This is a genomic window from Hylemonella sp. W303a (assembly GCF_046452315.1).
In the GTDB taxonomy this organism is placed as follows: domain Bacteria; phylum Pseudomonadota; class Gammaproteobacteria; order Burkholderiales; family Burkholderiaceae_C; genus Hylemonella.
The window spans coordinates 233,979-251,927 of record NZ_JBKFDG010000001.1; the positions used below are offsets into that span (position 1 = coordinate 233,979).

Below are 17,949 nucleotides of genomic sequence, written 5' to 3' on the forward strand. Positions count from 1 at the left end.
CGCATGACGAATCATCTTGCCGCCCTCAGTCCCTATCTGATCCCTCCCGCACTTGTCGGGAAAAAGGTTGCCAATCTGGGGGACGGTTTCATCTTACGCGCGGTGGAGCGGGAGTTGGGCCAGAGCTTCTCGCCAGAGCGTGTGTTTTCGCCGCGGGTCGCGCCTAATTCCATGGCATGCGCAGCAATGGCGGAAGCCCGTATGGTCATATTGGCCGGCGCCAATCAGTTGAACGACCGCTATACGGTTTGGCCAGGGCTGACAGCCGACGAAATGCTTCGCAGCAACTGGAGGTTTGTTCCCTTCGGAGTTGGAGTGCATGGGGAGCCCGGGTTCAACGAAGGCATGTCGCAGGAAACAAAGCGAGTGTTGGAGGTGATGCATGAGCGCATCTCCTTTTCGTCTTGGCGGTGCCCGATCACCGTGGATTACCTGCGTGCAAACTTGCCGGATCTTGGTGATCGCTTTCTCATGACGGGATGTGCCGTCGTGTACGGAAGGCCGTTGCTGGAAGGCCAGCAGTTTTCAGAGCAGGATAGCAGCGTTGCCGTGACAGCCACCGAGCGCCATGACTTTTGGGACCGTGAGACGGCCATCATTGATGCGGCCGCGCGGCGTTTTGCTGGTGCGCGCAAGTTCTTCGTCGTGCATCAGAATTTCTCTCCGCCTACGCGCTTCGAGGCTTTGCGTCATACCTTGCGCCGGTCCAGGCCTGAATCCATGCCGAACCGGGTCGAAGGCCTGCGCGCGTATGCACGGACCAAGGGGTTTCAGATTGTGACGCCTGCGGATGCCGATGCCTGCGCACGCTTCTATGAGCAGGTGGATGTCCATGTAGGCACCCGGCTGCACGCACATCTGCTGTTCCTGTCGCGGAACAAACGTAGCTGGCTGGTGCCTGTGGACGGCCGTTCAGTTGGGATGGCCGAGTCACTGGGATTTCCCTTGCCTGCCGCGCAGGATCTTTCGCGTCATTGGGACATGGATTTCGAGCCTGTGCGACGCAATGCACAGCGGATGTACACGGTCATGCAGAAATTCACGCAGAGCCTGGGATCATGAAGTCATTGTTGAAGCGTCTTTGGGGTGGGCAGCGGCGCAGCGCAGTGCCGGCGGAGTTGCGTGATGAACTCGAGAAGCTGCTCCATCTGGTCCGTGAGGCCAATATCACGTACTGCGGCATCCCAAAACTGCAGAACCTACGTGACGCTGCACTGCGTGTGCGTGCGGAAGGGGTTCCGGGCGATTTTCTGGAATGTGGTGTTGCCCTGGGTGGATCGGCCATCCTGCTGGCGAAATGCAAGCCCGCGGACGTGCCGCTGCGTTTGTACGATGTGTTTGCCATGATTCCGCCGCCAGGTCCGGCGGACGGTGAGGATGCGCACCAGCGCTATGAAGTAATCCGCTCGGGCGCATCGGCGGGGCTGGGGGACGATGTCTACTATGGCTATCGTGACAATCTGATGGATCAGGTGCGTGACAACCTTGTGCGTTTCGGCGTCGACCCAGTGCGCGATCAGGTGAGTTTTGTCCGTGGCCTGTTCGACGACACACTGCATCCACCTGGCCCCGTGGCTTTTGCGCATATAGATTGCGACTGGTACGAGCCGGTACGTACCTGCATGGCGCGCATCATTCCGCGTCTGTCGCCGGGTGGTGTGCTGGTGTTCGACGACTATTCCTCGTATTCCGGCTGTCGCAAAGCGGTCGATGAGTTGCTACAGGAGCGGAGCGATTTCGAGAAGATCTTCGAGCGCCGTTCGGTGGGCATCCGACTCCGATCAGCAGATGACACTTTACGGTATTGACGGCAGATGTTTCGTGCCGATTCAGCAGTTGCATTGCCCGGGATGATGAGCGCCAAAGCCTCCTCTTACCGGCCTGATATAGACGGACTGCGGTGCGTGGCCGTGCTTGCAGTCTTGGCCTTTCATGCTTGGCCACGGATGGTCCCCAGTGGATTCATCGGGGTTGATATTTTTTTTGTGATCTCCGGTTTTCTGATCTCCGGAATCATCTTGGGTGAGACGGGTTCGGGCACGTTTACGTTCAAGGGGTTCTATGCCCGGCGCGTCCGACGGTTGTTTCCAGCACTAATTCTTGTCTTGATCGCTTGCTGGGCGGGAGGCTGGCATCTATTTGCGGCCGATGCTTTTCAAGCCTTAGGCCAGGAAATCGCGAGTGGCATTGGTTTTTTTGCTAACTTTCTGTTCTGGTGGAAGACAGACTACTTTGGCGTGGCGGCTGAAACGCGACCCTTGTTGCACCTCTGGTCTCTGGGGGTGGAAGAGCAGTTCTATCTAATCTGGCCTGCAGCATTGTTGCTGGCGCGCCGGTACAAGGGGGGCATAGTTGGCGTGCTCGCCGTAGGACTCCTGGTGTCTTTCGCACTCAATGTTGCTCGCGTTGAGCATCATTCAACCGAGGTATTTTTCTTACCCCACACGCGCCTTTGGGAGCTTTTTCTTGGTGCGTTGCTGGCGCAACTCACCCTCACGGGGCATGCGGGGCAACTCGCCGGGGATAGGACCTCAATTGCGGGTGTCGGACTGTTGCTTGCGGCATTCGCACTGATAGATGACAAGCGACTTTTCCCCGGTGGCTGGGCACTGCTCCCTACACTTGGCACTGTTCTGATCATCGCCGCGGGCAAGGATGCTTGGTTCAATCGGACGGTTCTCGCTGCACGGCCTTTGGTTTACATCGGCTTGATCAGCTACCCGCTCTATCTATGGCACTGGCCGGTTCTCGCCTTTACGCGTAGCATGAGTGACGGCGAGATCACCAATACCCAACTGGCGATTGCCATCGTAGTAGCCTTTTTGCTCGCTATTCTGACCTACCGGTTTATCGAGTTGCCCTTCAGGCGCAAACGCGCACCTTGGCAGCTAACGGGACTGATCATGGCGGCGCTGATCGTTCTGGGCGCGGGGTTATTGACGCATCTCCGTGAAGGCTTCCCGAGTCGATTTCCACAGCTTGTGCGGCAATTGGCCAGCTACCAATATCCAAACTATGAAGTGGAATATCGGGTAGCAGCCTGCTTTCTCAAACCCGATCAAGTAGCTAAGGATTTCGTCATTGGATGCGTGGATCCTGGTTTCACAGCATCTGGGACTAATTTTTTGCTGTGGGGTGACTCACATGCGGCTCATTTACTCCCTGGTTTACGTGCCGCATCGAGGACCGAAGACTTTGCGATCGCGCAATTCAACTCTGCGGGCTGCCCTCCCATCATTGGTTTTCTAGTTCCGAATCGGGGCAATTGCGAAGACATCAATCAGTATGTCTTGCAGCAGATACAAACACTGCGTCCAAAGATCGTGGTCATGAGCGCCCATTGGCCCAAATATGACAAGGCCCCCGATTTTGGGAGATTGGCAGACACCATTCGTTCGTTACGGGTCAGCGGTGTGCCCAGGATTATTGTTGTTGGTCCGGTTCCGAACTGGCGTCCTTCTTTGCCTGAGATGCTGCTGAAAGCTTACATGAAAGACCCCATGCATAGATTGCCGGAGCGCATGCAGACATCGCTCAACGACATGATTTTAGAGACTGACACGCGTCTTGCGGCAATTGCCCGTGCCGTGGGCGCGGAATACTTTTCGCCAATGGCCGTGTTGTGCCAAGAGGGGGCTTGTCTTACTCGTCTGGGCGATGGCCCTGCGGATTTGATGGCCTGGGACTATGGACACTTGACAGCCAATGGCTCTAACTTCTTGGTGCAAAGGATGCTAGAAGAAAGGCATCCAGTAAGAAAGTAATTCGTTATGCATCGAGGAGTGAATGATCAAGATCGTGATGCTAGGAGCAAAAGTAGTTTGATCTGGGAGTGCATGGCATCGCCTAAGTTCAGCTGGTTGTCATGTCGTCTTTCGATCGTGCCATGCTGTTGCCGCAAGAGATGCTCAATCGCCTACGCACTTTCTCTCCACCATTTCAGACCGTACTGATTCTGTAGCTGTTGGACTATTTAGGCGCGCAATCTAGTTTAAACACGATTCTTCGGACTCCTTCTGCGCCAAGGCGATCTAAACTTGCAGGAAGAGTGCAGCGATTTCGAGAAGAGTTTCGGGTGCCGTTCCTTTGGTAATTGGCTTCGTCCGGCAGATGAGGTCGTCATGTATGTGGTGACTTCACTGAGAGTCGACTGGGTTCCGTACTAACTGCTGATGCAGGCTGGTCTGTAATGCTGATTGCCTAACTTACTTAGGAGGCGATTTGATTAATCCTATTCGTGTCTTTGTTGCATGCACCGCCAGCGAATGGCTGCCCATGAAGGTGCTGGAGTTTTCGATCCGTGAGCACACGGCATTCTCGGTACAGGTGTCCGACATGTCGTCTTTCGATCGTGTTATGCCGCTACCACGCGAAGTACGCAATCGTCCGCGCACTCCTTTTTCGTTTCAGCGCTTCCTGATTCCGGAACTGTGCGCTTACCAAGGGCGCGCGATTTATCTTGATGCTGACATGCAGCTATTCACCGATATTGGTGCGCTGTGGAATGCGCCAATGGGGAGCTGTGATTTGCTGACGGTGAGTGAAGGTACCCAAGGACGAAAAGGGCAGTACAGCGTGGTGTTGTTGGACTGTGAGCGTCTGCAGTGGCGCATCGAGTCCATCGTCCAGGGGTTGGATGATGGGCGCTACACCTACGAGCAGCTGATGTATGAGATGTGCGTGGCCCACAATGTAGGGCGTACTCTGGATCCTTCATGGAATAGCCTTGAGAAGTATGTGCCTGAAGAAAAGCCCGACGCAACCAGGCTGCTGCACTACACCGACATGAACATTCAGCCTTGGATTTCACGTGACAACCCGCTTGCACCTTTGTGGTTGGCCTGCCTTCGGCGCGCTGTTGCATCTGGTGTTATCACGGAAGCCGAGCTGGACCGCGAAATTGCCAAGGGGCATGTGCGCCCGTCGCTGCGTGCCGAGGCGTTTGGTCGGTCGCAGACAGCGGCCCAAGCGCGCCAGTTGGATCGAGCTTTCGTCCCGCCGTATAAGACGATTCGCAGCGGGCAGGGCAGCCCCTGGGCTTCATGGCGTGCGCGTGTTGCAGCTTATGGGCGTGGCGGGATGAGGCGTTTGCGAGCGTGGACTGGACGATGAGCTTTCTGCCTGGTCCCGTGACGCTTTGCCGAAAGTATCTTAAGTATCCGAACACTCCGTGACCTGATCTGTGTCGTCGCGGATTGATGCTGGGGACTTTTTCCGACCTGAAGTCTGAGGAAAATTGTGGAGATTTCCGTCTGCATGGCGACTTACAACGGGGCGCCTTACGTCCAGGCCCAGTTGCAGTCCATCCTGGCTTCGCCGCGAGTGGCTGAAGTGCTCGTGTCAGATGACGGTTCAAATGACGACACGCAGGCCATTATTCGATCATTCGACGATCCGCGGGTGCGTCTGCTTCAGGGGCCCGGTCAAGGGGTTGTGCGGAATTTTGAATTCCTGCTCGGGCAGGCGAGGGGGGAAGTCATTTTCCTGGCTGATCAGGATGATGTGTGGTTGCCCGGGAAGGTCGACAACATGATGAAGGCCTTGGCTGGAGCTGATTTGGTTGTCAGCGATTGTGCAATTGTCGACAGTCAGATGCGTACCTTGCATCCCTCGTTCTTTTCTTTGCGCCGTAGTGGGCCTGGGCTACTGCGTAACCTGGCGCGCAATAGCTACATAGGCTGCTGCATGGCGATGCGTCGCAAATTGTTGCAACATGCACTACCTTTTCCGCCAAATGTAGCGATGCACGACTGGTGGCTCGGTTTGGTTGCGCAATGCACAGGGAGGGTTTTTTTTCTGGACCAGGTTTTGCTGCTTTATCGTCGGCACGGGGGCAATTTGAGTTCGTCTGGTGAGAGATCCATCGCCCCCGTTAGGCAGCGCTTCATGTGGCGCTTGCAGTTGCTTTGTTGGCTGTTCATTCGCAGGTGGCGTGGCGCATTCCAGGCTATGAGCGGAATATGATGATCATCACGGTGCTTCTTGCTTCAAACGATGGCGTGGTTTGGTTGCCAGAGCAGGTGGAGAGCATCCTTGCACAACAGGGCGTTCATGTGCGCTTGGTCATTTCGGATGATTGTTCCAGCGATGGAACCTTGTTTTGGCTTCAGCAATTGGCTGCCCGGGATGACCGCGTCACCTTGCTGCCCGATGCTGGGCCTTTCGGTTCAGCGGCGTTGAATTTTTATCGCTTGCTTCGTGAAGCAGATTTCATGGATACGGACTACATTGCATTTGCCGATCAGGACGATGTTTGGTATCCGGACAAGCTGATCAGGGCAGTGGAGTTAATGAGGCAGTGTGGTGCCGCAGCTGCATCGAGCAACGTGAATGCGTTTTGGCCCGATGGCAGGCACGAATTGGTCGACAAAGCCCAACCTCAGAAGTTGTATGACTATTTGTTCGAAGCTGCGGGGCCTGGCTGCACGTATGTCTTGACCAGCGCGTTCGCCCAAACGGTTCGGGAGACGGTTGCGCAATTCGCGTTAGGCGACGCAACTTCACTTCCTGGGCATCATGACTGGCTTTGCTATGTCCTATGCCGCGCGCGTGGTCACAAGTGGGTTATAGACCCGAAACCGTCCATGAACTATCGCCAGCATCAGCGAAATGAGGTTGGTGTCAATCGTGGAGTGCGTGCGGCGCGGGGGCGTCACGCCAAGATTGTTTCCGGTTGGTATCGCCAGCAGGTGCTTGGCATGGTGGCCTTGGCACGTTCTCAATCTCTTAGCAGTAGGGCACTCGCCGCCCTGGCGCTGCGCTTGACGCGAGGGCAGTGCGTAGACCGCCTTATCCTGGCAACGCAAGTGCTCAAATTCCGTCGCCGCTGGAGGGATGGCCTGATATTGGCGGCCTATTTCATCAGCGGTCTTTTTTGGAAAGGTGCTGAACATCACGAGTCCGCTCGGGCGGCTACTCTGCGGCACAATCGCCGCCCATGAACATATTGCTGACGGGTGGTAGTGGTTACATCGGCAGCCATGCTGCCGTGGCTCTGGCGCAAGCGGGCCATAAGGTTGTTTTGTATGACAACTTGAGCAATAGCCAGTTAGATGTTGTTTCGCGTGTAGGTCGAATTCTTGGGTATCCTTTGGTTTTGATCGAGGGCGATGTGCGCGCCCCAGATTTGCTGGGGCAAGCATTGCGTGAACACTCGATCGATGCTGTGGTTCATTTTGCTGGCCTCAAGGCAGTCGGTGAATCGGTGGCGCAACCCTTGACTTACTACGACAACAACGTCACGGGGACTCAGTGTCTATTGCGCGCCATGCACCGCTGCGGTGTGCGCACACTGGTGTTCAGTTCCAGTGCTACCGTCTATGGCGAACCCCGTTATCTTCCACTGGATGAGAGGCATCCGACCAGTGCGGTCAATCCATACGGTCGCAGCAAGCTGCATATCGAAGAGATGCTGAGCGATCTTGCATTGTCGGATGCGAGCTGGCGTATCGCATGCTTGCGCTACTTCAATCCGGTGGGCGCACACGAGTCCGGTTTGATCGGCGAAGACCCGAATGGCATACCGAACAATCTCATGCCATATATCGCGCAAGTCGCCACCGGGCGTCGCGACAGGGTCAGTGTGTTCGGTGGCGACTACGAAACGCCGGATGGCACGGGTGTCCGCGACTACATTCATGTGACGGACTTGGCGCACGGGCATCTTGCTGCGCTTAATTTTCTGGCAAGTGCCAGCGGAGTGGGGTGGCACGCCTTCAATTTGGGCACGGGCAAAGGTCACAGCGTCTTGGAAGTGATCCAAGCGTTTGAGCGTGCCAGTGGCATGAAGGTGCCCTATGAAATAGTCGCGCGCCGAGCTGGCGACGTGGCTTCGAGTTATGCAAGCTCTGACAAAGCGCGGCACATGCTTGGGTGGCAAGCCAAGCTAGGTCTGGATGAAATGTGTGCCAGTGCCTGGCGGTGGCAGCGGTACTGTGCACAACTTTAGTAGGCGCTTATGAGATTAAAAAAGGGATGGAATCAATACTGTGAACAGCGTCGTTATTGCCGGCTTGGTCTCTTGGGTGATCACCCTTTTGATCATCCGATTCAATCATTTACACACCGATTTAACTTCTGACTGCCTGGCTGGTGTCCAGAAGTTCCACGCACATCCCACTCCGCGTGTCGGTGGGGTGGCGCTGTATTGCGGTGTCGTGGCCGTTGCGCTGTATCTTGTCTGGCGCAAGCTGGATGTAGGTTGGAGCATGTTGGTGCTCCTGCTGGCGGCTGTACCCGCTTTTGCAGGCGGGTTGGTGGAGGATTTGACAAAGAGGGTCTCCGTGCTCTGGCGCCTGGGGTTGACCATGGTGTCCGCCGTCCTCGGGTACTTGCTTCTTGGTGCGGAGCTGAACCGTTTGGACGTGCCGTTTGTTGATCAATGGGTAGACCTCGCATTGAGCTGGTGGCCGGTCTCCTTGCTTCTGACCATGGTTGCCATCGGGGGCGTGGCTAACGCTGTGAACATCATCGACGGCTTTCACGGCCTTGCTGGCGTGTTCTGCGTGATGATTTTCGGTGCCTTGGGGTATGTCGCCTTTCTGCTCGGGGATACGCTCCTGTGGACGACCTGCGCAGCCTTGATTGGCGCCTTGTTGGGCTTCTTGGTCTGGAACTACCCTCGGGGGCTGATTTTTCTAGGGGATGGTGGCGCCTATTTCCTGGGCTTCATGGCGGGGGAGCTGTCGGTGTTGCTGGTGATGAGGCATCCAGAGGTTTCCCCTTGGTTTCCGATGCTCTTGATGATTTATCCGGTATTCGAAACCCTGTTTTCGATCTATCGCAAGAAATTCCTCCGAGGCATGTCACCGGGGGAGCCGGACGGCGTCCACTTGCACATGCTGGTTTACAAACGATTGGTTCGTTGGGCGGTCGGCAGTGCGGAGGCTGTAGATCGCAACAATCGAAACGCATTGACTTCGCCCTATCTGTGGGTGCTCTCGTCGATGGCGATCTTCCCAGCAATGCTGTTCTGGCGCTCGACACCCATCTTGTTTGGGTTCGTGCTGCTTTTCGCCGTGAGCTATGTGTGGCTGTACCGGCGCATTGTGTTGTTCAAGGTGCCTCGTCAGTTGGTCTTGCGCAAGAAGAAGACCGATGAAAGAGCTTCCGACCAAGGTGATCAAGAGCTCTGACCGCGTCGGATGGGTGGCCACTGAATGCGGAGCAATTGAAATCGAAGGTGATTTGATGGACGAAGCGCTCGTGACTTGCGGCACAATTTAAGCGCTTCTTCAATCCGCTTCCCTTGCCGCCGTGACCGACGCCCAGAATTCCTCCGCCGCCTCCCACGCCAAAGCCGCCATCCTGGCCCAGGCCCTGCCCTACATCCGCCAGTTCCATGGCAAGACCATGGTGATCAAGTACGGCGGCAACGCGATGACGGAGCCGGCGTTGCAGCGGGCTTTCGCGGAAGACGTGGTGCTGCTCAAGCTGGTGGGCATCAACCCCGTGGTGGTGCATGGCGGTGGGCCGCAGATCGAGACGGCCCTGAAGCGACTGGGCAAGAAGGGGGAGTTTGTCCAGGGTATGCGCGTGACCGACGCCGAGACCATGGAAGTGGTCGAATGGGTGCTGGCTGGCGAGGTTCAGCAGGACATCGTGGGTTTGATCAACCAGGCGGGCGGCAAAGCCGTGGGCCTGACCGGTCGTGACGGCGGCATGATCCGCGCGAAAACCTTGAATCCCGAATTGGGACAGGTCGGCGACATCACGTCGATTGATCCCTCGGTGGTCAAGGCCTTGCAGGATGACCAATTCATCCCGGTGGTCAGTCCCATCGGCTTTGGCGAGGCCAACGAGAGCTACAACATCAATGCGGATGTGGTCGCCGCCAAGCTCGCCATGGTGCTGCAGGCCGAGAAATTGCTCATGTTGTCCAACATTCCCGGGGTACTGGACAAACAAGGCCAACTTCTGACCGAACTGACCATGACGCGCATCGACGAGCTGACCGCCGACGGCACCATTTCGGGGGGCATGATTCCCAAGATCGCGGGCGCGGTGGACGCGGCCCGCAGCGGCGTGAACGCCGTCCACATCATCGACGGGCGGGTGCCGCATGCGATGCTATTGGAAATCCTGACCGGGGATGCCTACGGCACCATGATCCGTTCGCATTGAGGGACTGGGGGATGGCGATTCCTTTCCATCCCGAATTCCCTCAGCCGAATGTTGGACAATGGCCTGTCAACGCTCAACACTGATTTCCCGTACCGAATGTCCGACGCCGAACTTCCCTCCGCCGCCGAACCTCCTGCCACGGATGCCCCCGAAGTCGAGGCCGGGACAGAGGCTGCTCCGGCCCGCAAGCGCCCCAAGCCGGGCGAGCGGCGCATTCAGATCCTGCAGGCGTTGGCCGCCATGCTGGAACAGCCCGGCGCCGAGCGCATCACCACCGCAGCCCTGGCCGCCCGGCTGGAGGTGAGCGAGGCGGCGCTCTACCGCCATTTCGCCAGCAAGGCGCAGATGTTCGAGGGGCTGATTGAGTTCATCGAACAGACCGTGTTCACCCTGGCCAACCAGATTGCCGAGCGTGAATCGCAGGCGACCGACCCGAGTGCGGGCCTGCGTCAGGCCGCCGCGGTCGTGACCATGTTGCTGCAGTTCGCCGAGAAGAACCCCGGCATGGTGCGGGTGATGGTCGGCGATGCCCTGGTCTACGAGAACGAGCGCCTGCAGCAGCGCATGAACCAGTTCTTCGACAAGATCGAGACCCTGCTCAAGCAGGGTTTGCGCTTCGGCGCGGCGACCGATGCGTCCACCCCCTCGGCCGATGCGCAGGTTCAGGCCTCGGTGCTGACGGCCTTCGTGGTGGGCCGCCTGCAGCGTTTTGCCCGCTCGGGCTTCCGCCGTCCGCCCACGGAATTCCTGGACGACAGCCTGGCGCAGATGCTGCGCTGACGCGGCGATCTGTTCCGCCATGCGGCGGGGCACTGCCTTGGTGCGCAGCTTGTGGCATGGTCGCGAGCTCCAGCTCAGGCCAAGAACAAAAAGAGGAGACCCACCATGAAACTCGTTCGTTACGGCAAGCCCGGCCAGGAAAAGCCCGGCCTGATCGATGCCGAGGGAAAGCTGCGCTCGCTGGCCGGGGTGTTGCCCGACATCGGCCCCGCGCAATTGTCGGAGGCCGTGCTGGCCAAGCTGCTCAAGCTCAAGACCGACAAGCTGCCCCTGGTGCGCGGCCAGGTCCGCTACGGCCCGCCCGTGGCAGGCACGCCCAAGTTCATCGCCATCGGTCTGAACTACAGCGACCATGCCAAGGAAGCGGAGATGGCCATCCCGGCCGAACCCATCGTCTTCACCAAGGCCATCAGCTGCATCCAAGGGCCTGACGACGAGGTGATGCTGCCCAAGGGCAGCCAGAAGGGCGACTGGGAGGTGGAACTGGGCGTGGTCATCGGCAAGACCGCGCGCCACGTCACGCAGAAGGCGGCGCTGGACCACGTGGCGGGCTACGTGCTCGCCAACGACGTGAGCGAGCGCGCCTTCCAGTTGGAGCGCGGTGGCCAGTGGGACAAGGGCAAGGGCTGCGACACCTTTGGCCCGCTGGGGCCGTGGCTGGTGACGAAAGACGAGATCCCGAACCCGCAGAAGCTGGGAATGTGGCTGGACCTCAATGGCCAACGCATGCAGACCGGCAACACGCGCACCATGATTTTCAGCGTGGCCAAGATCGTTAGCCACCTGAGCGAATACATGACGCTCACGCCCGGCGACGTGATCATCACCGGCACGCCCCCTGGCGTGGGCATGGGCATGAAACCCCTGCGCTTCCTGCGGCCGGGCGACGTGATGACGCTGGGCATCGACGGCCTGGGCACTCAGACCCAGCGCGTCATCGCTTTCAAGCGCTGAGTCCGACACGGCCTCGCCCGCTCGCGCAGCGAGCGGGTTCAGTCAGGCGTCGGGGTCTCCCACCCTCAGCCGTCGTTGTGCCGCGGCGTTCAGACTGCGCCAGAGCGCGAAGGCCAGCACGAGCACGGCCAACACTGCCATCAAAGCCAGCAGCACGGGGTGTCGCGACAGGGGATACCAGACCGCCGTCCAGAAAGGCAGTTCACCCGTTGTATAGCCATGCCGGGCTGCGATGCTCCGAGCCGCCGCCGCGCCCCCCTGGCCCGGCAGCAGCACAGCGCCTCCGTGCATGGTGTAGACGGCCCCATCTTGGTCCAGCAAGTCAAGCACTTGGGGCAGCGCCTCGGGCGTGGTCGCGGTCACGGCCACCACGCTACGACGCGGCGTCAGTGGCGATTCAAAACCGAGCAGGGCCGCCTGGAACCCACGCTGTTCCGCCAACATGGGTTCCCAGGCCTCGCGCCAGCGCTGCAGCAGCGGCAACCGAGCGAGTGTGCCGACCATCAACAGATCGCGGTCCTCTAGCAAGTTGGCGTCTTTTTGAGGCTGCCCGCGCGTCACTTGCAGCCGCGTCGCGGGATAGCCCGTGGTTTCGCCCACGCGCGCCAGCAAGGCCAGCAGCACCTCGATTTCTCTTGGGTCAGGCGCCTCGGGCAGCACCGCCACGGTCTGCCCCAGGTCCGCGTGGATCGTGAATGGAAAGCCGGACGTGGCGAAGTAGCCGAGGTGCGGCATCTCGGCGTAATGCGGGTGGCCAGAGAAATCGATGCGCGAGTCGGCATCGATCAGGGCACGCAGGCTGTCTGGCCCGCTCTCGCCACAGTCGAGATCGCCGGCGCCCCCAAAGTCAAAGACGTAGTCAATTTGATTGCGGCTGCCAAGCTTGAAGGCGGGAATCAGCAATTCCCGGCTGTCGCCCATCAGCCCCGTGTCCAACAAGGGCAGCACGACGCGCGCTTGGGTGCCACCCCGACCACTGGCGCTCAATCGCATGGTTTGCACGGCTTCGCCGTTGACGCGCAGGGTCACTCGCGCTTCGCGGGCCGACACAGCGCCGTTGGGGCCTGAGGGTGTGTAGCGCAACTTCAGGTCCACCGGCACGCCGCGGCTGCGCCAAGTGAAGAGGTCGGGGGGCAGGCGCAGACGCATCGTCACTGGCGGTGGCGAGGGGCCTTGCACCTGGAGCTGTGCTGGGCTGTCCACCAACTCGCCGAAGCGCATGGGCCGGTCCAGGCGCACCCAGTTCGGGGCATCGTAAGGTTGCCGCAGGGGTGCTTCTTGCGGGGTGTGCACCCGGGCCTGCGCGCCGGACAGCCCTCCCAATCCCAAGGCCAGGGCCTGGGCGGCCCGCGTCAAATCGGCATCGTCCCGTCCGCCGATCAGCAGCAGCTTGGCCAGCGGGTCGCTTGGGTGGTCCAGCACCTGCAGTTCCGGGCCACTGAAGGGCGGCAACTCGGCAAGCGCGACAGGGCGTTCACGGTTGGTGGCGAAGACCACCGCATGCCCGGCGGGCAGTTCATTCATGTGGACGTCAAAACGCGGTCGGCGCCATTGGGTCAGCGTGCCAAACCAAGAGGCGGCGATGCCCGCTGCCCGCAAGACCGTGTCGGAAGGCGCGGCTGCGAAGACGAAAGACAGGGTCAAGGGCGTCGGATCGGCGCGGTCCACAAAGGGCTCGGGCAGCAGGCCCAGATCGTTGGGCAGGTGGCGCCGGTGCACGCTCAGACGCACGGCGCTATCGGCTGCGATGTCCACCCACGCTGTGTCCGGCGCGGGGGAGGAGGCTGATCCCTGGTCGGATGGGGTGCCGCTCGGCGCTGGGCATGACGTCGTCGCGCCTGCGTCGGCCACCAACTCCAAGCCCAGCTGGTTGTAACGCCGCAGCGCGGCCGGATCAAGCTCAATGTCGTGGGTGCGCAGTGCGGTGATCGGAACGCCGTCCTTGAACTTGTTGTTGGGGCCCGTTCCCTCGCGCGGCATGGGCACGGTGGCCACAACTTCGCCGTTGAGCAGCACGCGCAGGTGCGTCAGCGTGGGGGACAAGCCAGGTGCGAAGGCGTAACGCAGCCGGGCCGTGGCGTGTGTCACGGCTTCGTCTGCTCTTAGGCTGAAGTCCAGGGTCTGCGCGGCGCCGCCTGGCCGTAGCCGGAGCGCGGAGTCAGCGGAGCCTGCTTGCGCGGAAGCGGCGGGCTGAGTCCAGCGGACCACTCGGGTCTGCGTCAATGCCTGTGGCTGGGCTGGCAGCTCGGCGGGCGTTGGGGTTGCCTGACCCGCTTGGCCCGCCAGTGCCAGGGTGGTGAGCAGCATCGCCAGCCAGCACTTGAGGCGCTGCTCAGGGCTCATAGTCTTGCCAGGCTTGGCCCACGCGCTGGAGGAGGTAGTGCGCGGCACGGCCGGGTGCTTCCGTCCCCTCGGTGCTCCCGCCACCGCCGCCTGGCAAGGCCATGACGACCGTGCCCTCATGGTCGGCGACGTAGCGGGTGACGGGCAGCTGCGCGGTGTAGTCGGCCATGCGCAAGCGGGCCGGACTGTCGGATATCGCCGCCATCTCAAAGGGCGGGCGTGCCATCACATTCGCCAGCAGCTGAGAAAGAGCGAGGTAGCTGCTGGGCGCGTCGATGCGCACGCCGTCGCCTTCTCGCTGGGCGCCGATGATTTTCACGCCCACCGGAACCGTGGTGATGCTGGGCGTGGGCATCTCGCGCAGCCCGGCAATCTGGAACTTGTCGCCGCGCAGCGCCGCGCCGTGCTCGGGCACGAGCACGACCACGGCGAGGCGGCCGCTTTGTTCAAGCAGGCTCAGGAAGCCGTTGATGTCATCGAACAGCTTGCCCGCGCGCAGCCGGTAGCTGGCCACGGCATCGAGCTTGTCGCCGGAAACCAGTTTGTTGCCATCGTGCAGGCTGATGGTGTTGTAGTAAAGCGCCGAGCGGCCCTCGGCGGTCTGGGCCGGGTCTGTCTGTCGGCGTGCGTCCAGCCAGCGTGTCAGAACGGCCAAGTCGTCGTGGATGGGGGAGTTGTCGAAACCGCGTTGCGGGATGGGCACCCCGGCCAGCGGCAGCGGTGGCGCGTTCAGGCCCTGGCGGCGCAACACGGGCAGGAAGTCGTCAAAGTGACCATCGTGGTTCATCGCCAACTCGGGCGTATAGCCGGCGCGCTTGAGGTTGGGGAACAGATAACAATGGTCAGCCGCCGCGTCGTACAAGCCGTGATGCGAGGTTTGCCCGCACAGGGCGCGCTGAATGCGGATGGCCGAGGGGCCGCTGTAAGAAGCCGCGGAATTGAACTGCGTGAACAGCGCGTCGAAACGTGACCACAAAGGGTGCTGGTCGAGCCCCACGAGGCGCAGGTCGTCCCACGACAGCGAGCAGACGTGCAAGAACACGATGTCGAACGGGGCCTGGCCTGAGGTCGAGGCCGCGTCGGGCAGGCGCACCGCGCGTTGTGCCTCGGCCGCGTAGAACTCGCGCAGCAAGTCGTCCGGTTTGAGCGGGTTCGGCGCTTGCACCGCGCTTTGCGCGGCCACGGCTGGCGGGCCGCTAGGCATCCATGCCTGAAAGAGGGGCGCGAGCGCCAGCCCGGCCACGCCCGCCATCACCAGCACGCCCGTGCGCAGGTAGGGCGCCACGACGCGGTGCGTGGCCCAGGCGAGCACGAGCAGCGCGATCACTTCCAGGTTCACGAACCGTCCGGCCAGCTCCAGCAGGTAGTCGGCACTGAAGTCGGTCAGCAGCGTGGCTTGGGACCACAGGCGTGAGAAAGGCGGCAGCCAGGAGTCGTGGTAGAGCAGGGCAGCCGCCACGGGCAGCGCGACGACGTTGCGCGCGCGCCGCCAGGCGGGTTGCAAAGGCACCAGCAGGGCGGCTGCGAACGCCAGGTTCTCCAGCGCGTGCCAGCCGATCAGCTCGCGCGCGTAAAGCACGAACTTGGCGATGAAATAAAAGCTCCAGCCGCCCAAACGGATGGATGGGATCGCCGGGATCGCCAGGCCGGGCGCCACGGCGGGCAAATCGTTCGACGTTTTGGGCCGAGACGAAGAAGTCGACTCAGCCATGGCGGCGAGGGGCCGGGGCGCGGGTGGCGCGGGTCCGGGGTTGGGTGGGCATGGGGGCGGGTGTCCAGGCGCGCAAGCGCTGGGGGCGGTAGCGCAGGCGTCGAACCAGCGCCTTCAAGGCAGCAACCCGCCCCGGCAGTTGGTAGCCGATCAGAACACCCAGGGCGAGGAGCAGGAGGGCAACGGTGAAACTCATGAATGGGGCGAAAGCGTGAGGCTGAGATCGGACGCTGCGAGGCCTTCGGCGATTTCATCTGCCGAGGTGACTGATGCCATGGACGTGCGCGGCTCACGCAGCGTCAGCGGCGCCGGCACCGCGGGCGGTGGCGGCGCGTAGGCCGAGGAGAGGAATGCGGCCGTGTCTTGCAAGCGCCGGGTCGCCTGCCCCCCCTGACCGGTCGATTCCAGCGGTGCCGAGCGCACCGCCGAGGGGCCAGTTGCTGCCTGCCCCGCAGCCGAGGCAAGCTGCGCCAGTTCACCCGTGAGCTCGGGGAACCGCCCACTCGCGCCGCGGCTGTCGTAGTCGCGCAGCGCATCTTCAATGGCGCGTGGCGAGTGCAGGCGGTCATCGCTGGTGAACAGCTCTCCGACGGGCAGGGTAAACAGGCGCTTGAGCGTGGCGTCCACGTCGTTCTCGCGGCAGGCATAAAGAAAGAGGTAGACGCTGCTTGAGTCCGCGCCACACAGGTCACCCGCGCGTTTGATCGAGCAGTAGCGCAGCGCGTCCAAGGGCAACAGGCCGTAGGCCAGGGGCAGGCGCACCAAGGCCACCTGCACGCCCAGCACCTGACTTTGGGCCAGCGCGGCCCGCACCGCTCGCGTGAACTCGGCGGGGGGGAGGTAACCGCGTTCCTGTTCGGGCATGCTGGTCTTGAGCGCTTGCTCGTAACTGGACGGCAGGCTGTGCGGAAAGACCTGACCCTGCACCATGGTGCTCAGGCTCAGAAAGCGCGCGGTGCTCAGTTCGGCCGGGACCACCAGATTCGCGCCCAGCCGAACGGCCAGAGTCTCTTGGTTGTAGCGCAGGCGGGTGCCAACTTCGCGGACCAGGATCTTCACCCGCGGGCCGCCGCGCTGGCGCAGTCCGAAGATGCTGCGCGCCAAGAGATCGAAGTCGGTTTCGTGCGTGAACGCCAGCACGAAGGTGGCGGCCACTGCGTCCTCGCCGAGCGCCTGCACCAGGGCCAGGTCGTCATCGGTGATGCGCCAGCCCGAGGGCGCTTTCTCTTGCGGCGCGAACACCGAGCCCATGGCGATGAACTGAGCTTCGTCCGTCGCCGGGGGAGCGGACGACAGCGGGTTCGCGGCTTGAGCGCCTCGCTGGGGTTCGCAGACTTCCAGCGCGCCTTGGCTGCCTTGGCGCACCGCCACGCTGCGGCCCGCGAGCAGACCTTCCCGGTGGAACCAGTGAAAAATGCCCAGGGTCGTCGCGCCGTAGCGGCTTTTCAGTTCGACCAGGCCCGCGACGACATGCACCATGGGTCGGAGGGCGGACAAGGACCGAGCGTGTTCACGGAACAGCAAGACCACGGCGCGGTCCTCCTGCTCGGCGTGCGTGCGCCAGAAGCGCAGCGTGGCTTCGTCGAGCGCGGGGAACAGGGTTTCCATGCCGTTGATCACCAGCAGCTGTGCGCGTCGGCCGGTCTGGCGTTCCAGATGCGTCAAGTCCTGTGCCAGGCCCTGCGCGTGGGCGAGGTTCGCGGCAGGCTTGGGAGGCGGAGCCGTCCGCGCAGGCGGCACGGTTTCAAAAACAGCAATACGCTTGCGGCGTATGGCCTCGTGTGCTTCTGCTTGGAGGCCAGATTGCGCCAGGTTTTCGGCCACGCCCGGCGCCGAAACCAGGGCGGCGTTCCGCTCTTTTTCAGAGGCGTCCAGGAGGGTACGCCACAGCAAGGCGGCGGATGGCGCATCGTCCTCGCCCACGATGGCATACACCTTGCCCCTCTCCATGTGGAGTGCCGGAGCCAGATTCAAAATGCTCAATCCGTAGGCGGAATGAGGACTAATTGTTACAGCCATCGACTCATTTGTAACATAAT

General features: G+C 61.2%; 15 protein-coding genes. 11 read left to right on the top strand and 4 right to left on the bottom strand.

Annotated features, from left to right (window positions below; translation table 11 throughout):
* Positions 1–3: 3 nt before the first annotated feature.
* The 11 genes from ACLBKS_RS01100 to ACLBKS_RS01150 all read left to right on the top strand — a co-directional run bounded on the left by ACLBKS_RS01100 (position 4) and on the right by ACLBKS_RS01150 (position 11,856).
* The gene (locus ACLBKS_RS01100; protein ID WP_410190954.1) at positions 4–1,062 is read left to right on the top strand and encodes a hypothetical protein; all 1,059 of its coding nucleotides are present in this window, start codon (positions 4–6) and stop codon (positions 1,060–1,062) included.
* Positions 1,059–1,808: a TylF/MycF/NovP-related O-methyltransferase gene (locus ACLBKS_RS01105; protein WP_410190955.1), complete on the top strand. Its 750-nt coding sequence runs from the start codon at positions 1,059–1,061 to the stop codon at positions 1,806–1,808. The genes ACLBKS_RS01100 and ACLBKS_RS01105 overlap by 4 nt, the downstream gene beginning before the upstream one ends.
* Positions 1,809–1,814: 6 nt before the next feature.
* Complete coding sequence (locus ACLBKS_RS01110; protein WP_410190956.1) at positions 1,815–3,764, top strand: acyltransferase family protein; 1,950 nt, start codon at positions 1,815–1,817, stop codon at positions 3,762–3,764.
* Positions 3,765–4,275: 511 nt separating this feature from the next.
* On the top strand, positions 4,276–5,112 hold the full coding sequence (locus tag ACLBKS_RS01115) for a glycosyltransferase (protein ID WP_410190957.1): 837 nt from the start codon (positions 4,276–4,278) through the stop codon (positions 5,110–5,112).
* A gap of 144 nt (positions 5,113–5,256) precedes the next feature.
* Positions 5,257–5,964, top strand: coding sequence for a glycosyltransferase family 2 protein (locus tag ACLBKS_RS01120; protein ID WP_410190958.1), 708 nt, complete (start codon positions 5,257–5,259; stop codon positions 5,962–5,964).
* Positions 5,961–6,941, top strand: coding sequence for a glycosyltransferase (locus ACLBKS_RS01125; RefSeq protein ID WP_410190959.1), 981 nt, complete (start codon positions 5,961–5,963; stop codon positions 6,939–6,941). Before ACLBKS_RS01120 ends, ACLBKS_RS01125 begins: the two co-directional genes overlap by 4 nt.
* Positions 6,938–7,948 (top strand): UDP-glucose 4-epimerase GalE, encoded by a 1,011-nt coding sequence (gene galE, locus ACLBKS_RS01130; protein ID WP_410190960.1) that lies wholly within the window; start codon positions 6,938–6,940, stop codon positions 7,946–7,948. The genes ACLBKS_RS01125 and galE overlap by 4 nt, the downstream gene beginning before the upstream one ends.
* A 40-nt stretch (positions 7,949–7,988) precedes the next feature.
* Complete coding sequence (locus ACLBKS_RS01135) at positions 7,989–9,134, top strand: MraY family glycosyltransferase (RefSeq protein ID WP_410190961.1); 1,146 nt, start codon at positions 7,989–7,991, stop codon at positions 9,132–9,134.
* A 121-nt stretch (positions 9,135–9,255) separates the two neighbouring features.
* A complete protein-coding gene (gene argB, locus ACLBKS_RS01140) occupies positions 9,256–10,122 on the top strand; it encodes an acetylglutamate kinase (protein ID WP_410190962.1) in 867 nt (288 codons plus the stop codon).
* 96 nt (positions 10,123–10,218) lie between these two features.
* Positions 10,219–10,902 (top strand): nucleoid occlusion factor SlmA, encoded by a 684-nt coding sequence (slmA, locus tag ACLBKS_RS01145; RefSeq protein WP_410190963.1) that lies wholly within the window; start codon positions 10,219–10,221, stop codon positions 10,900–10,902.
* A 105-nt stretch (positions 10,903–11,007) separates the two neighbouring features.
* Positions 11,008–11,856, top strand: a complete 849-nt coding sequence (locus tag ACLBKS_RS01150) for a fumarylacetoacetate hydrolase family protein (protein ID WP_410190964.1) — start codon at positions 11,008–11,010, stop codon at positions 11,854–11,856.
* Positions 11,857–11,898: 42 nt separating this feature from the next.
* On the opposite strand, the gene bcsB is transcribed toward ACLBKS_RS01150, so the two are convergent.
* The 4 genes from bcsB to bcsE are packed head-to-tail and all read right to left on the bottom strand — an operon-like array spanning position 11,899 to position 17,929.
* Positions 11,899–14,199 (bottom strand): cellulose biosynthesis cyclic di-GMP-binding regulatory protein BcsB, encoded by a 2,301-nt coding sequence (bcsB, locus tag ACLBKS_RS01155; RefSeq protein ID WP_410190965.1) that lies wholly within the window; start codon positions 14,197–14,199, stop codon positions 11,899–11,901.
* Positions 14,189–15,910, bottom strand: a complete 1,722-nt coding sequence (bcsG, locus tag ACLBKS_RS01160; protein WP_410190966.1) for a cellulose biosynthesis protein BcsG — start codon at positions 15,908–15,910, stop codon at positions 14,189–14,191. Before bcsG ends, bcsB begins: the two co-directional genes overlap by 11 nt.
* The gene (locus tag ACLBKS_RS01165) at positions 15,903–16,106 is read right to left on the bottom strand and encodes a hypothetical protein (RefSeq protein ID WP_410190967.1); all 204 of its coding nucleotides are present in this window, start codon (positions 16,104–16,106) and stop codon (positions 15,903–15,905) included. The genes bcsG and ACLBKS_RS01165 overlap by 8 nt, the downstream gene beginning before the upstream one ends.
* The gene (gene bcsE, locus ACLBKS_RS01170; protein ID WP_410190968.1) at positions 16,103–17,929 is read right to left on the bottom strand and encodes a cellulose biosynthesis protein BcsE; all 1,827 of its coding nucleotides are present in this window, start codon (positions 17,927–17,929) and stop codon (positions 16,103–16,105) included. Before bcsE ends, ACLBKS_RS01165 begins: the two co-directional genes overlap by 4 nt.
* Positions 17,930–17,949 lie beyond the last annotated feature (20 nt).

Bases quoted from the DNA above. Each gene is read 5' to 3' on its own strand.
- ACLBKS_RS01125 (WP_410190959.1), top strand. From the start codon at position 5,961: ATGATGATCATCACGGTGCTTCTTGCTTCAAACGATGGCGTGGTTTGG.
- galE (WP_410190960.1), top strand. From the start codon at position 6,938: ATGAACATATTGCTGACGGGTGGTAGTGGTTACATCGGCAGCCATGCT.
- bcsG (WP_410190966.1), bottom strand. From the start codon at position 15,910: ATGGCTGAGTCGACTTCTTCGTCTCGGCCCAAAACGTCGAACGATTTG.
- ACLBKS_RS01100 (WP_410190954.1), top strand. From the start codon at position 4: ATGACGAATCATCTTGCCGCCCTCAGTCCCTATCTGATCCCTCCCGCA.
- slmA (WP_410190963.1), top strand. From the start codon at position 10,219: ATGTCCGACGCCGAACTTCCCTCCGCCGCCGAACCTCCTGCCACGGAT.
- ACLBKS_RS01115 (WP_410190957.1), top strand. From the start codon at position 4,276: ATGAAGGTGCTGGAGTTTTCGATCCGTGAGCACACGGCATTCTCGGTA.
- bcsB (WP_410190965.1), bottom strand. From the start codon at position 14,199: ATGAGCCCTGAGCAGCGCCTCAAGTGCTGGCTGGCGATGCTGCTCACC.
- ACLBKS_RS01150 (WP_410190964.1), top strand. From the start codon at position 11,008: ATGAAACTCGTTCGTTACGGCAAGCCCGGCCAGGAAAAGCCCGGCCTG.
- ACLBKS_RS01165 (WP_410190967.1), bottom strand. From the start codon at position 16,106: ATGAGTTTCACCGTTGCCCTCCTGCTCCTCGCCCTGGGTGTTCTGATC.
- ACLBKS_RS01105 (WP_410190955.1), top strand. From the start codon at position 1,059: ATGAAGTCATTGTTGAAGCGTCTTTGGGGTGGGCAGCGGCGCAGCGCA.
- bcsE (WP_410190968.1), bottom strand. From the start codon at position 17,929: ATGGCTGTAACAATTAGTCCTCATTCCGCCTACGGATTGAGCATTTTG.
- ACLBKS_RS01120 (WP_410190958.1), top strand. From the start codon at position 5,257: ATGGCGACTTACAACGGGGCGCCTTACGTCCAGGCCCAGTTGCAGTCC.
- ACLBKS_RS01110 (WP_410190956.1), top strand. From the start codon at position 1,815: ATGTTTCGTGCCGATTCAGCAGTTGCATTGCCCGGGATGATGAGCGCC.